At 43.9% G+C, this 13,484-nt stretch carries 13 protein-coding genes; 6 read left to right on the top strand and 7 right to left on the bottom strand.

Annotated features, from left to right (window positions below; translation table 11 throughout):
- Positions 1–15: 15 nt before the first annotated feature.
- On the top strand, positions 16–591 hold the full coding sequence (locus JWG45_RS13000; RefSeq protein WP_205280118.1) for a hypothetical protein: 576 nt from the start codon (positions 16–18) through the stop codon (positions 589–591).
- Here JWG45_RS13000 and JWG45_RS13005 read toward each other — a convergent pair.
- On the bottom strand, positions 572–1,072 hold the full coding sequence (locus tag JWG45_RS13005; protein WP_205280119.1) for a hypothetical protein: 501 nt from the start codon (positions 1,070–1,072) through the stop codon (positions 572–574). The genes JWG45_RS13000 and JWG45_RS13005 overlap by 20 nt on opposite strands.
- A 125-nt stretch (positions 1,073–1,197) precedes the next feature.
- Here JWG45_RS13005 and JWG45_RS13010 point away from each other — a divergent pair, with 125 nt between their 5' ends.
- Complete coding sequence (locus JWG45_RS13010) at positions 1,198–2,829, top strand: PhoX family protein (RefSeq protein ID WP_205280120.1); 1,632 nt, start codon at positions 1,198–1,200, stop codon at positions 2,827–2,829.
- 7 nt (positions 2,830–2,836) lie between these two features.
- On the opposite strand, the gene JWG45_RS13015 is transcribed toward JWG45_RS13010, so the two are convergent.
- The 3 genes from JWG45_RS13015 to JWG45_RS13025 all read right to left on the bottom strand — a co-directional run bounded on the left by JWG45_RS13015 (position 2,837) and on the right by JWG45_RS13025 (position 6,722).
- Positions 2,837–3,181: an STAS domain-containing protein gene (locus JWG45_RS13015; protein WP_205280121.1), complete on the bottom strand. Its 345-nt coding sequence runs from the start codon at positions 3,179–3,181 to the stop codon at positions 2,837–2,839.
- A complete protein-coding gene (locus tag JWG45_RS13020; protein ID WP_205280222.1) occupies positions 3,178–4,077 on the bottom strand; it encodes an NAD(+)/NADH kinase in 900 nt (299 codons plus the stop codon). The genes JWG45_RS13015 and JWG45_RS13020 overlap by 4 nt, the downstream gene beginning before the upstream one ends.
- Positions 4,078–4,322: 245 nt before the next feature.
- Positions 4,323–6,722, bottom strand: coding sequence for a SpoIIE family protein phosphatase (locus tag JWG45_RS13025; protein WP_205280122.1), 2,400 nt, complete (start codon positions 6,720–6,722; stop codon positions 4,323–4,325).
- 236 nt (positions 6,723–6,958) lie between these two features.
- Between JWG45_RS13025 and JWG45_RS13030 the strand changes: the two genes are divergently transcribed.
- Together JWG45_RS13030 and JWG45_RS13035 are read left to right on the top strand one after the other, a co-directional pair.
- Complete coding sequence (locus tag JWG45_RS13030) at positions 6,959–7,879, top strand: ATP-binding protein (RefSeq protein WP_205280123.1); 921 nt, start codon at positions 6,959–6,961, stop codon at positions 7,877–7,879.
- Entirely contained in the window at positions 7,876–8,349 is a 474-nt protein-coding gene (locus tag JWG45_RS13035; protein ID WP_205280124.1) for a hypothetical protein, read from the top strand. The genes JWG45_RS13030 and JWG45_RS13035 overlap by 4 nt, the downstream gene beginning before the upstream one ends.
- Before the next feature lie 463 nt (positions 8,350–8,812).
- Here the strand turns inward: JWG45_RS13035 and JWG45_RS13040 are convergent, their stop codons facing one another.
- Both JWG45_RS13040 and JWG45_RS13045 read right to left on the bottom strand, forming a co-directional pair.
- Positions 8,813–9,628, bottom strand: a complete 816-nt coding sequence (locus tag JWG45_RS13040; RefSeq protein ID WP_205280125.1) for an acyl-CoA desaturase — start codon at positions 9,626–9,628, stop codon at positions 8,813–8,815.
- Between the two features lie 220 nt (positions 9,629–9,848).
- Positions 9,849–10,358, bottom strand: coding sequence for a hypothetical protein (locus tag JWG45_RS13045; RefSeq protein ID WP_205280126.1), 510 nt, complete (start codon positions 10,356–10,358; stop codon positions 9,849–9,851).
- A 565-nt stretch (positions 10,359–10,923) separates the two neighbouring features.
- Here JWG45_RS13045 and JWG45_RS13050 point away from each other — a divergent pair.
- Complete coding sequence (locus JWG45_RS13050) at positions 10,924–11,574, top strand: NADPH-dependent F420 reductase (RefSeq protein WP_205280127.1); 651 nt, start codon at positions 10,924–10,926, stop codon at positions 11,572–11,574.
- Between the two features lie 5 nt (positions 11,575–11,579).
- On the opposite strand, the gene JWG45_RS13055 is transcribed toward JWG45_RS13050, so the two are convergent.
- Entirely contained in the window at positions 11,580–12,797 is a 1,218-nt protein-coding gene (locus JWG45_RS13055; RefSeq protein WP_205280128.1) for an ankyrin repeat domain-containing protein, read from the bottom strand.
- Positions 12,798–12,923: 126 nt separating this feature from the next.
- Here JWG45_RS13055 and JWG45_RS13060 point away from each other — a divergent pair, with 126 nt between their 5' ends.
- Positions 12,924–13,460, top strand: coding sequence for a DUF1564 domain-containing protein (locus tag JWG45_RS13060; RefSeq protein ID WP_205280129.1), 537 nt, complete (start codon positions 12,924–12,926; stop codon positions 13,458–13,460).
- Positions 13,461–13,484: the final 24 nt, after the last annotated feature.

Raw genomic sequence — 13,484 nt, forward strand, 5'->3', positions numbered from 1 at the left:
ACCCGGAAAAAAAGCTTGGAATTCCGAAGTCGGTCCGATACATATAATGTGCGTTTTATGGACCGACTTCGGATACAACTACTCTTCCTTTTGTTGATTCTTTCTGGGATCGTCTACGCAGATGAGCCCGCAGCTCCAACTTCTCAGCCCATTTCGAGGGCGCCGGAAGAAAACGGAGAAGCTCATAAGAATGCCGCTTCCTTGGACAAGGAATACTACGAATATTATTTCCGGACGATTCCGGATATCGATTCCTTGGAAAAAGCAAAGTTGGAATACAACCTCATTCGTTCCTTTAAGCTGGAGCTTAGAAGAAGAGAACCGGCGACTCCACCCGAATATCTAAAACAAATCAAATCCGCCAGCATTCGTTTTGATCGAGTCCAACCGGATTCTATCTGGATGCGCGGAATTAAAAATCAGATGCAGCACATCAAATTTCAGGAATATATGTATATCGTAATCTATGATAAATATTTCTGTTATATTTCCTACGAAATGAATCCTTCGCGTTATGTGATGGAGCCGTATCAGGTGCAGCTGATTTTTAAAAAAGAAAATCCTTTTTTTATCAAGCTACCCGATCCCTGAAAATTCTATAATAGATTCCGGTTAATATCAGGATCGCTGAAAAACAAAGCCCCGTAAGAGCGAAAATTTCCAAAAAGTCGAAGTCGCTGATAAAGAGGGAATTCTTTTTGATTCTCGCCAAAACTCGGATCTTCCCGAAGGTTTCGAAAGTTTTTCTGCGGATTTCGATACTGTCGCCCACTCGAAGTCTCTGATAGAGATTTTCATCGACTTGCTCGGTGACCTCGTGAAGTTTTCCGGATTCGTCCGGAACCCGATACGAAACGAGGTAGGCGCGTTTGCCCGACTTTTCGACACGAACCGATTCCGTCAGAGTTCCGAAGACGGTCGCACCCGGTTCTCTCAAACTCTGATAAATCTGATCAAGATGTTTGTTTTCTTCCGTGACTACAAGATAAAAGGGAAGAAAAAAAAGGATCGAACCCAACCCGAGCACGAAAAGAATTTTATAAAACGGAGTTGAATAGGAAGATGAATTCATGGAAGCGAAGAATCAAGTTCTGTCAGATAGTTTCCAATTCCTTCGGATTATTACAACCAGATAAAATCGAAGGGGATCGAGAAATTCAGGATGGCGATCGTTGTAGTTTCTGAAAACTTAGACGTATGACACTGACTCGATCCCAGTTTTTAGAATACTTAGGGAAGGGAATCGGAGCGTTAGCTCTTGCAAAGTCCGGAAACCTTTTCGGTTCCGGCAAACGTAATTTTAACAAACCTTCCATTCCAACCGTCAAAAATTCTTTTCCTAAGTTTCAACCGATCTCCGCGAGCGAACAGGATTCTTTGATTCTTCCCGATGGATATCGTTACAATACGATCGCACTCTTCGGAGATCGTATCAACCCGAAAGGAGATACTTTCGGTTTTAATTCCGACTTTAATTGTTATCTTCCGTTTAGCGGGAAAAAAGACGTCGGACTTCTTTGGAACAATCACGAGACGCTCGGAGTTTTGGAATACTATGTTAACGGTTACGATAGTCAGAAACAAGGTCCGAATCTGAGAACCGATAAACAGATCGAACAGTATCTCTACGCGTTAGGCGGTTCCGTTCTGCGCGTATCTAAGGAGAATGGAGATTGGAAGATGTCTCCGGATTCTAAATACGGAAGAAGAATCAACGGTCTGACTGAATTTCGTCTAACGGGCCCAGCCGCCGGAAGTCCGGCTGTCGGGAATACAAAACGCGCTTTTGGAACTTTCGCCAACTGCGCGGGAGGAACGACATTCTGGAACACGATTCTTTCCTGCGAAGAAAACGTGCAGTGGGTGATCGAACCTTGCAAACTCCCGAATGAAAATCACTACGGTTGGGTGATCGAAGTCGATCCATTCGATCCCAAATCCACGCCGGTAAAACACACCGCCCTAGGACGATTCTCCCATGAAAACGCGGCCCTGGTTTTGTCTCCGGAAGGGAAGTTAGTCGTCTATATGGGCGACGACGCGAAAGATCAGTTCGTATATAAGTTTGTCTCAAAACATTCTTACGATCCTTCTCTGGGCGCGGGGAATTCGAATCTTTTGGAAGAAGGGATTCTGTACGCGGCCAATTTCGAGAAAGGGACTTGGATTCCTCTAGATATAGAAAACAACGACGTATTAAGAAATTCTAAATTAGAAAACGGTAAGGCACGATTTTCGTCCCAGGCTGACGTTCTTGTCTATTGCAGGGACGCGGCAAAAATTTGCGGGGCGACTCCGATGGATCGACCGGAGGACATAGAAATTCATCCCATCGACGGAACGGTTTTTATCGCGATGACGAACAACGATTCGCACGGAAATTTTTTCGGTCAGATCCTAAGAATCCAGGAAAAGTCGGGCAATCACGCCGGATTGGAATTCGATTTCGAGGTTTTTGCTGCGGGCGGACGCGGATCGGGGTTTGCAGCGCCGGACAATCTCGCCTTTGACAAAAAAGGAAATCTTTGGATGGTGACCGACGTTTCCCAAAAAAATCTGAATCGTTCCGTATATAAGAAATTCGGAAACAACGCGATGTTTGTGATTCCGACTTCGGGAGCGGATTCGGGGAAAGCGTTTCAATTCGCTTCGGCTCCGATCGGAGCCGAACTCACGGGGCTATGGTTCGCTCCGGACGAAAAGGAATTGTTTGTTTCCGTACAACATCCCGGCGAGACCACGAAAGATTATCAAAATCCTACGAGCCATTGGCCGCACGGAGGAAACTCCGTCCCGAAATCCGGAGTAGTTGCGATTTATCTAAAGTAGATCGAATTTATTTTTTGGCGACTTCGATCGCTTCGGCTTCGGATTCCAGATGTGTGAACGGTTTCCACAAACCCAGAAGGTTGAAAATTTGAATGACCTTGTCCGAAGCTTCGGTGAGGAGGAGTTTTTTACTTTCGTTTGCGAGTTTGTTTCTGAGTTCGAAGATGGCGCGGATTCCCGAGCTGGAAATGTATTTTAATTCTGCGAGGTTGAGAATGACGACGTCCGGATGGGGAGGATCGATGATGTCATTTTTAAAATCTGTAAAACTACTTTCATCCAGTCTTCCATCGAGCGTATAGACGAAAATTCCCGCAGATGTCTCTTTTATTTTGATGCTCAATTGACTCATAACTTACGAACCACTACATGTAATTTTTTTTCAGAGAGTTTAAATTCAGCTTTTGCGCCGGGTGGAAAATCGTAAATCGTTTCCGCGAGCGAGTCGATCGAAATTCCGCCCTTCATTTCGGAAATCAGACTAAAACTGTCCGTGACCGTAAAATGGTCGAGAGTATATCGAGTTTGTTCCTTTTTCCGAAGCTCTCTACAATAGACTTTGAAAAACGGGGATTGTTTGTCAAAACTTGTATCCTTGTTTTCACAGGACATAACCCAACCCGTGGAACCGGCGCCCGTATAGACAAGAAGTCCGGAACATTTCTGTTCTTCCATCTCTTTCCCATGAAAGATAAAAAATCGGCTCGTAAGATCGGGGCTGTTGTTCCGAATCGAAATCTCGCTGATTCCCTGTAAAGTGCTGACCTTTCGTCCGTCCGGATAATGGATCTTCACTTCGATCAAGGGCCATTCTTCGATCCTCGCGTTTTTCCAACTGGTTTCCAAGGCTTCCTTGATATCTTCGACGTGAAAGGAGAGAAGCGCGCCGACCGAGGTAGGAGGGTCGGAATTACATCCCAGGACGAGCGTATCGACCGCGTGGTGGGCCACGTAGGTAAAATGATTGTCTCCTCCGAGTGCGATCACGAGGTCGAAAGAAGAAGGCGGAAACTCTTCCATAGATTTACGAAAGATAAAGGTGCTTTCGGGGAAGAGTTTTTTGAGGGTCTCCCGATTTGCGACCTGTCTCAGATGCGATTCGTGAATTCTCGCAAAGGAATCGTTCTGAATTTTGTAGATTTTTTCCAGAGCATTGAGAGAACCCCATTCTTCTAAATCCAACTCGAACTTGGTTCGTTTCCCTAAAATGAGAACTCGTTTGACGGATTGTAATCTCTCCAAAGGCATTGAATGATCCAAATACAAGATCCTTTGGAAAACAGAAACCCATTTTTGGGCTTTTTCGATCTTTTGTTTCCGTTTAGAGGGGAGGGCGTTTTTGCGGTGAATTATTTTTTCGAAGGAAGAATTTCGAACAGGATCATTCCCGAGGAAAGGAGAACGTTTTTGCGAAGAATATTTTTGACTGAAAAGAGGTTCGATTCTTTTTCGAAAATTGGATCGGTAAGAATCGAACGCTCCGCGTTCTAAAATTAAACCAAAATCGTTTCGGAAGAAACGTCTTGATCGTAGTCTTCGTCTTTGGCTTCTTTTTCCGCGACGAGGGCTTTTAGGTTTGTCATGATAAAACGAAACTTCGAACGATTCCCGACGAGTCTGTAAAGTTCTACGAGATGTTTTAGGTTTCGGATATTCTCCGGTTCTCTGGAACGGAGCCGTTCCGAGTATTCGATCGCTTTGGAATATTCTTTGATCTTACGCAACGAAAAAGAAGTGTAATATAAGAATTCGTTGTCGAACGGAAACTTACTCACGTAACTTTCGGAATAACCCGCAGCAGCCGAAAAATCCTTTTGATTGATGCAGATTCTTGCGAGTTGTTTGTAAAGACCCGGATCGGCGTCGCTGATCAAAAGCGCCTTTTCGAAAAGATCTCTCGTGACTTTCAGATTCTTCTTTCGAATTTCCTGAATTCCCTCTTTTACCAGACGATTGTATTCGTCTCCCGCTGAAGGAATCTTTTGCAACGGAAGTTCCGTCTCGGTCTTATATGCGATTTTCATAATAGAGAGATCGTCCGTGACTTCTCCGGCGTGATGAAGCAGTTTTTCCAGATCCCAGAGGTCTCCGTTTGCGAGTTCGACGAGTCGTAAGAATAGGGTTTCGTCCTCGTTCATAAAAGTATCTTCCGATCCGGGTCTTTTTAAAAGGAGATCGTCTCTTCCGTCCGAACCGATAAAAACAAAATCGTTCGGTTCTAGTTTAAACACCCGGATGATCGGCTCCGAAGCGTTTTCCGTAAAGCCGATCTTACGAAGAAGAAGTTCGTGATCCAGGAAGTTCGCCTTTCCGTCTCTGTAGAGAACCATCCAGGGATGTTCCGCGTTGATCGAATACAATGCTCCCGTTTCCTGATCGAATAACGCGATCACCGCGGAAACGAGCATACTTCCGTCGAACGTGACAAAGACGTTCTGGAGTTCCGTATAACAGTCCTTTAACCATTTTTCCGGAGTTTTTTTCTGATTGGAACGAGAGAGTTGGGTTCTTGTGATGATCGCCTTAAAAACGGTTCCCATCACCAAAGCGCCGCCGGCGCCTTGGATCGATTTGCCCATAGCGTCCGCGTTGAGAATGACGAGATAAGTTTTCCCCATCAGAGTGATCTCTTGGATCGAACAGAGATCTCCTCCGATCTCGGAATTTTTCGTACGAAACTGAAATTCCTTTTTCTGTTTGAGAATGGATTCTATCTTTGTGTTTTCATCCAGATAACGAAGAGCCGTCAAAGGTTGGATCAGAAGCGAGGTGAGGTAATAATCCCCGTCCTGTTTTTCCTTTAAGGCTTGGACTTCGCTCAGAGTATCTTGTAGTTCTTGGGTCTTTTCTTCGACCTTTCTTTCCAAAAAAAGCTGATGATCCAGAAGTTCTTTTTTCATGTGTACGAAAACTTCTCCCATCTGACCGAGCTCGTCCGTTCGATCCAAATCGATGATCGTGGTCTCGTCTTCGGAAGGATTTTTCATCGCAAAGTTCAACGCTTTGACTGCGTTGATGATGTCCCTCGAAAAGAGATACGATACGAGAAGAATTCCTATAAAGATCGAAAGCGCGAGAAGACCGCAGTAAATCCAGAGATTTTGAGTCGTTGTATGAAGCTCCGTTTCGTCGATCATAAGAACGAATTCAAGTGCTAAATTGGTGAGACCTTTGTTCTCGTATGGAATTCTCGTGAGATAATAATACTTTCCGTCAAAGGCGAATCTGGAACCGTTTTTGAGCGAGGAAGGCGGGTGATTTTTCAGATAATTTTGGATTCGATCGCCGGAAACGGAGATCTGTTTGTCCTTTTCGTAGATCGCCATGTGGACGTCCGTGGAACCCGTGATGTTCTCCGTGAACTTTTGGTCTACGACCTGCCCCACCAAAACTAGCGAGCCGTTTCGCAGAGGCGATGTTACACGAAGTCCCAGGCCGCTGTGACCGAGTTCGAGAGTGGACGCGATTTTACCGTTAAGCGCTTCTTGGACGATTTTTTGTTTGGATTTATCGTCTCCGAAATCAGCGGGTCTGTGAAAACGATAAACGACTTTTCCGGAGGCGGAGATCACTTCGAAAATGGAAAGGTCGTATTGTTTCATAATTCCCAAAAAGTATTCTCTTTGAGAATCCAAGATGGCGCGGTTGTTCGAACCGGATTCTAAGATGGAAAGCGTTTTCGAATTTCGTTCCAGTTCCTTCAGCATAAAACGAATCGTTTCTTCCTTATGCCTGAGCTCTTTTTGGAAGTCTACGGATTTGTCGAGGGCGCGTTTATCCTGCGGTTCGTTTTTGACTCGGTCGATCATCTGGATGAAAGTGAACGCGAGAATGAGAACAAGAAACAGCTGACTTGCGCTGAGGATTAAGAATATTTTTTGTCGGAAACTCATAAAAGCTCGCTTGGGTTCGAGATATACTCAGTTCGTTCGATTTCAAATGTTGCGAATTTTTTTCGTCGGGATCGAGCCTATTCAAAAAAAATCTAAAGGTGTAAACTGGCTCAATTTGTTTTTTCAGCATCAAAAGTGAATTATCACTTGAACCCATAGCAGTGGAAGGTAGTTTAGAAATCCCCCGGTTTTCAGATCGGGAATGTGAAAATCTCGTTACAGAAATAAAGAGCTTTATGTCCCCAGAAGAGAAACGAATTCAAGAATTAGAAGATGAAAACAAAAAACTCAAACGGCAGATCGAAAACACGGCTCAGTCCCCTTATTTGAAAAAGGGAATGGCCAGCGTAAGATATTACGCGAGAATTTTTCGAGAAGAAATCGTCGAGAACGAGATCCGAGGAAGGATCGACGAAAGTTTGGGAACCCTTTACGAGATTAAGAATTTCGTACACCGTTATTCGTCATTAGCCGGATTGGATCCGGATACGATCCGGATCATCGCGACCGAGGCCACGCAAAATATCGTGGAACACGGGCAGGGAAAATACGCCGAAATCGAATTAGAATTACATAATGAAGTCGTAAATCCTTTTTTTAAGATGTCTTTCAAACACGAGATGAAACCCGGAATGAAATACACTCTTTCTCAAATCAACGAGAACGTAAAAAAAGGGGATTTCTCCTCCGAACTTTTCGATATAGAAAGTTCTCGAGGTAGGGGAGAGTTTTTGATGAAAGAACTCGCCGACGAGAGAAGGGTTTTAAACGGCGTAGAAATCACACCGGAAGGCAATAAGGTTCATTATTTCAAAAGGGTTTTGATCAATTATAGGGATCCGAAGGGGCCGAGAGACGTAACGAGCTTTGACGAGATCAAAGAAGAGATCGATCGTCTGGATCCGGAAGAGGCCCTTTGTTATTTTCATATCGATCACAGAAAGAGCAAATTGTCTTCGGTGACGATCGTAGTCACGGCAGCTAGGGAGACCAAACTCAGAACTTTGATGGAAGAATCCGGATTCTATCTCGTGCACAAGGATAAGTATTACAGGGCCGTGTTTTGTTCTTTCGAACCGACCCGTGAATTTACGCCCGGGGAACTGGAGAATTTGTTCGAGAAAGTTCGTAAACAAGTGGAGATCGAAAAGGAATGAATTCCGATTCCTCATCGGGGACCGGATTTCCGTTTCACCCGTTCCAGGATTTTCTTCTCGGCGAAGTCATTCTAAAAACATTAAAGGAATCGAATATTGCCTCCGAAACCGCCGTAGAAGCGGTGCGGTCTCATCTTCCGCCGGGTCAAAAGGATTTCGTATTCACACCCAACGCAAAAAAACAAACGTTGATGAATCTCTATCCGGAAAAGATTCGTGGCTTTTTAAAAGTCGGAAAGACGGATGAGATTAAAAAAGAATTTAGGACGATGATCGTTTCCGAAGGAAAGTTGGATCTGGCTCTGGAACTTTTAGAATGGCTTTTTACCGGTTTTGAAGAAAAGAAATTGTTAAACGAATTGTTTTCCCTCGTCTTAAACGATAAGATCTCTCTCCCCGAAAACTTTCTCGAAGTCCTCAAAAAAAATTACGAAGAAGAAGTCCTAAAGGATCTGGAGAATTTAGAATAAGAAACATTTTGAAAAAAATTCAAATGTGTGAGTTTCTCATTTTTTAGATTTTTCGAAATGTTTCAGTCCTACCGGAATCCTATTTCCTCCGGCGAGAGATTTGCTCGTGCCCGATTTTTCGATCGATTCGGTTGTCGGAAAAAAATGCTGCGTAAAAAAACTCGAATCTTAAGAAAAGAATCTGTACATCCGGAACTGGATTTAAGGGTCTTTTCTTAAATCTAAAACTGTGGGAACTCCCATCTCCAAGATCTTTTGGAAAACCTAAAAACCGTTTCAGAGGCGCTATCTATGGGAATTCCATCGTTTTCGATCGACGGTCGAAGTCTCGAGAAACAAAATGGAAGGCTCTTGTAGGAGCTTCTACAAATTTTCCTTCCATTTTTGGAATCAGCCCCGAATAAGAAAACGAGTTATAAAATGAAAAGCCCGCCGAAGGCGGGCTTTGTAATAGGAGCTATTTTTAAGCGGCTACGCTGGGAGAAGCTTCTACGATCACATCGGATCCGCGGAGAATCTTTTTTCCTTTTTCGGTCCAAACGGCTCTTTGGATCTTGATGATTTTAAAAAGATGAAGAGCTTTCATTACTTGATAGGTTAGATCCAATTCAAACCAACGAAATGCAAAGTTCGGAGAATTTGGATGCGCGTGGTGATTGTTCTGATACAATTCTCCAGCGATCAGAAAATCCACGAATAGAGTGTTCATCGAATGATCCGGATTTTCTTTGTGGTTTCTGTAACCATACATGTGTCCGCACCAGTTTACGATCGCACCGTGGATCGGTCCCATCAACCAGTGAATCGGAAGCAAAAGATACCAGCCATACTGACCTGCAGGTACGAAGTAAAGATAGAATAACGTGTAGAGAGTTCCACAGATCAGACGAAACGTCCAAGAATCGCTGAGTTTGTCGATCGCCGGCCATTGCGGATAATTTCCACGGAAATCCTTTTCGACGCTTGCTTTTTCGTCTAGGATTGCTTCGTAGTTCAATGCGGTCTTCCACATCATATCCAAAAAACCCTTGGATGCGATTGGAGAATGCGGATCTTTTGCGGTATCGCTGTAGGCGTGGTGTTGTCTATGCATGATCGCGTAGGCGCGAGGATTTAGAAAAGAAGAACCCTGAGCCACACAGGTAAAAATATAAAAGAATTTTTCCCAGAACTTATTCATCTTAAACATCGCATGTGCGGCGTATCTGTGAAGAAAGAAGGACTGAGCAAACGCTGATAAAAACCAGTGTGCAAAAAAGAACGTAAGAATGATTGCCATTGAATATTAGCTCCTATTGTAAAGAATAGGAGCCGAATGAAGGAAGCTTGTTGCAGAAAAGTTTTGGATTTTTCCAAAAAAGAAGAGTCTGGAAAGGTTCTCAAGAATCGTTTTTCGGCGAAAAATGAATATACTTTTGAGGAAAGATGTCGTTTTAGCAGGAAACAAAAAAGCCGGAAAAAGTCCGGCTTTTTAGAGAAAGGATCCGTTTGAAGGGGAATTATTTTCCTTTGTGAATCGTTTTTACGGGAATTCGGATCGCATCCACTTTGATTTTATAACCGCCGGAAACTGTAACAACACCTTTGTAAAGATCCGAAACGTCTGTTATTTTCGCAAGAAACCAAGAACAAGTCCGAGCTTCTTCTTTGCTTTCGGGAGCGCGATAACCGTCGTCCGCTGCGAGATCCGCCATAATTACCGTAGCGCCGATTTTGAGATCGTTTTCTTTTGCGATTCCGGTAGAATAAAAGAATTTTGTCCAAACTTTATTTCCGTCGTGAACTTGTAAAAACTCCGCTTCATTTTTTGTCTTTCCCGATGGGGGAGTGACCTGTTTCGCAAGATGAACATAAATCCAGGATTGACTTTTAAAATCTTCTTTAGTGATAAAGAAATCGTCAGGTTGAATGTAGTGCGCGTCTTCTTCGGCAAAAAGAAGGTTTGGAAGTGAAGTAAGCGACAACGCGAAGATGAAAATCGCGAATTTCGAATGGAACTTTTTTTTCATTTTTGACTCCTTGTCAAAGTTGTATTCTCGATTAAAATTGGAATTTTCTATGTAAAAGGACTGGACTCGATCCTTTTACAAGAATCCAAGTTGAATGCCTCGCATTTTGAGGAAAGAAATATTTTCCTAATTTTGGAACTGCAATTTTATAACTTCGGAGTTTTGCCGGCAATCGATGGAAGGAAAGAGAAGTCTAAATGAGAAAGTTTTTTTAAGAAGAATCGGACCCGCCGCTCGAAGCATATCCTTACACAAGGGTTGTCTGGATCTTCAGATAAGTTGTCGGAACTCCGACGCCCTCCGTGAAAATCGCGCGCCCCGCCCGATTTTCGGGTGGTGGGGTGGGTGGCGGAAAAATTCCGGAGGACTTTCCTATATCACAGAATTACACTTTTTACAAGCACAAATCTCAGTGTAGGAATTCCTACAAAAACCTTTTCTAACAACGATTCTTGTTGTATCCACTCTTAACTTGCGGATAAGGTTACGGCTCAAAGTGAGGTGGGTAATCGGTTTATCTTGTTTGTTATCATTCTACAAAAAGTTGATTTTAAAAGGAGAAGTTATGAAGGGAAAGAAGATAGGAATATTAGGATCGGGAATCGTAGGTCAGACGTTAGGCGATGGATTCCTTAAGTATGGGGCGGATGTTAAGATCGGAACGAGAGATCCCGGAAAACTAAAAGACTGGTTGTCCAAGGCAGGGAAGGGCGCCTCGGTTGGTTCCTTTGCAGAAGCCGCGAAGTTCGGTGAAATTCTCGTTCTTGCTTCGAAAGGAAATGCCGCGAAAGAAGTTTTAAAACTCGCCGGGCGCGATTTTTTGACCGGAAAAACCATTCTGGATACGACCAATCCAATCGGAGATCAACCTCCCGTGAACGGTGTTCTAAATTTTTTCACCTCATACGATGAATCCCTTATGGAACAAATTCAAAAAGAATTTCCAAATGCAAACTTTGTAAAGTGTTTCAGTTCGGTGGGAAGTTCTCTGATGGTTGATCCCCAGCTAAAAGGAGGAAAACCGAGCATGTTCATTTGCGGAAATGATGAGAAGTCAAAAAAAGAGACGAGAGAAATCTTAGATACTTTCGGCTGGGAAACTGAAGATATGGGGAAGGTTGAGGCGGCTCGTGCGATCGAACCGCTTTGTATTCTTTGGTGTATCCCCGGATTCTTATCCCAATCTTGGAGACACGCTTTCAAACTTTTGAAATAGGGATTTCATTGAGGCTTCGGTTTGTTCGAAGCAGATCTGGATTTTGTACCGCCTGCGGCTTCGAGAAGAGGGATGATCCCGGTTCTTCCGTATGCGGTCGCTAAAGAAAGAGCGGTGTATCCGTCCACCTGATAGTTCGGATCCGCTTTTTTCTCCAAGAGAATTTTTACGAGCTCGGGAAGATCGAAGTAAACGGAAAGATGAAGAATTCTCCAGCCCTTTGTTTCCGTATTGGGATCCGCTCCTTCGTTTAACAAACGAAGCGCCGTTTTTAGATCCTTCTTATACGTGGCTTTGATAAGCGCGTTGTTCTTGGAAGTCTGTTCTTCCGGCGTCAAAGGGTTCGGATTGTTTACGGGTTTGGATTCTTCGGAGGTTGTTTTGTTGGAAAGGCTCGTGTTCGGATTCCCGGCAAATGCGTAGTCAAAAACCACTTTGCCTCCTTGAACTCCTCGATGATAATAGAGCTTCCCACCGGAATATTCCGGATGTTCGAGTTTGGTAACTTCGGAGAGTTTGGTCTGTGTATCGTAGATACTTCCGAAATTCTTTCCCGTAAAAAGATCTGCGACGATACTCTGCGCGGTCCAATGTGCCCAGGTTGCATAATACCCTTGAAACCCGGCCTTTAAAAAAGGAGCCGAATACATCGAGACCCTGTGTTTTGTTTCTTCGGCATCGATGACTCCCATATCATAGGCCATGTTCCCCGCCGTAAAACAGGCGCCGAGAAAAAGGATGATCGCTCCTGGCGCCGGTTTTAAAAAATTCTCCACTTCCTCATTAGAAACGAATTTTCCCTTCAATGCGAACCCTCCTACATACTTTTGATGATAAGGTGAGTTCGTTAGATTGCTTCCTATGCCATGACCTGCATAGAGGACGATGTTTGCGTCTTTGATAGATTCTTTGATTTGTTCCCAAGGCGTTCGAGGGCTATAGAATTCGATTACTTGTACTCCGCGAGATTTTAGTATTTTTGCGACTTCCTGCATATTCTTTATATACCCTAACGTTCCGGGGCCGTTGTCTCCGTCTACGTCTCCTACCAAGGCGACCGCCTTATATTCGCTTCCGGAGATTGTCGCTTCCGGTAAGTTTGCACGTTTTGATATTTTGAGGAGGGATTCTCCGATTGCATGGTTAGGATGTTCTCCTTCGGCGAAACTCGGGAATACGAGGAAAAAAAAGATGAGAAGAAGGAAGCTCTTTGTTTGATTCATAGGGGAAGTAATCTAAAGAATGAAATTTCCTCTGTCAAGGAGAAGTGGCTTGTGAATTAGGATTCTTAGAGAATTTTTTCTTACCTTTGCGGCTTCTTCGATGGTTTCAGGAACCGTTCTTGATGAATGGACATTCTATCGTTAAACTCCGAGAGAAAGATTGAATCTGTTCTGATCGAAGGACAGTTGGGGACCGACTCGATTCTAATTCCTCTTTCCTATTGGGAAGAATTGAGTTTGGAGGAGAAGAAGATTCTGAGGAGAAAACTTCCTTATCTTTTGAGGAGATATACGAAGTATGTGAGTTGTCTGAAGAGGTTGCACTGGAGGGCGGGAAAGATCAAATACAATCGGGGGGTCGGGAGAATGAAGAAGATGAGTATTCGTGTGAATACGGGGGCTTGGGCGGTTTTGGGCGCTCTTGCTGCGGCGCACGGGGTTTCGAGGTGTTTTCTTTTTAATTATCTGCTCTGGTTGGATGACACTGGAGTCGGGGATTCTATCGTGGAAACTATGAACCAAGGAGTTCCTAGGTTTCACGAGTCTTACAGGATGATTTGGACGCTCGATTTACGAAAAAACCTGATTTCCCGGGAGCTGGAATTCGAACCCAACCCAATGACGGACACTTTCCCCTATCACCTGCGACCCAAGGGCACATAAACAAACCCCCCTCTCAAAAAAGGA

The sequence above is a fragment of the Leptospira ainlahdjerensis genome, assembly GCF_016919175.1.
Lineage (GTDB): Bacteria > Spirochaetota > Leptospiria > Leptospirales > Leptospiraceae > Leptospira > Leptospira ainlahdjerensis.

Excerpts from the sequence above, each read along its gene's own strand:
- JWG45_RS13005 (WP_205280119.1), bottom strand. The coding sequence starts at position 1,072 with ATGAATTCATCTTCCTATTCAACTCCGTTTTATAAAATTCTTTTCGTG.
- JWG45_RS13010 (WP_205280120.1), top strand. The coding sequence starts at position 1,198 with ATGACACTGACTCGATCCCAGTTTTTAGAATACTTAGGGAAGGGAATC.
- JWG45_RS13015 (WP_205280121.1), bottom strand. The coding sequence starts at position 3,181 with ATGAGTCAATTGAGCATCAAAATAAAAGAGACATCTGCGGGAATTTTC.
- JWG45_RS13020 (WP_205280222.1), bottom strand. The coding sequence starts at position 4,077 with ATGCCTTTGGAGAGATTACAATCCGTCAAACGAGTTCTCATTTTAGGG.
- JWG45_RS13025 (WP_205280122.1), bottom strand. The coding sequence starts at position 6,722 with ATGAGTTTCCGACAAAAAATATTCTTAATCCTCAGCGCAAGTCAGCTG.
- JWG45_RS13030 (WP_205280123.1), top strand. The coding sequence starts at position 6,959 with ATGTCCCCAGAAGAGAAACGAATTCAAGAATTAGAAGATGAAAACAAA.
- JWG45_RS13035 (WP_205280124.1), top strand. The coding sequence starts at position 7,876 with ATGAATTCCGATTCCTCATCGGGGACCGGATTTCCGTTTCACCCGTTC.
- JWG45_RS13040 (WP_205280125.1), bottom strand. The coding sequence starts at position 9,628 with ATGGCAATCATTCTTACGTTCTTTTTTGCACACTGGTTTTTATCAGCG.
- JWG45_RS13045 (WP_205280126.1), bottom strand. The coding sequence starts at position 10,358 with ATGAAAAAAAAGTTCCATTCGAAATTCGCGATTTTCATCTTCGCGTTG.
- JWG45_RS13050 (WP_205280127.1), top strand. The coding sequence starts at position 10,924 with ATGAAGGGAAAGAAGATAGGAATATTAGGATCGGGAATCGTAGGTCAG.
- JWG45_RS13055 (WP_205280128.1), bottom strand. The coding sequence starts at position 12,797 with ATGAATCAAACAAAGAGCTTCCTTCTTCTCATCTTTTTTTTCCTCGTA.
- JWG45_RS13060 (WP_205280129.1), top strand. The coding sequence starts at position 12,924 with ATGGACATTCTATCGTTAAACTCCGAGAGAAAGATTGAATCTGTTCTG.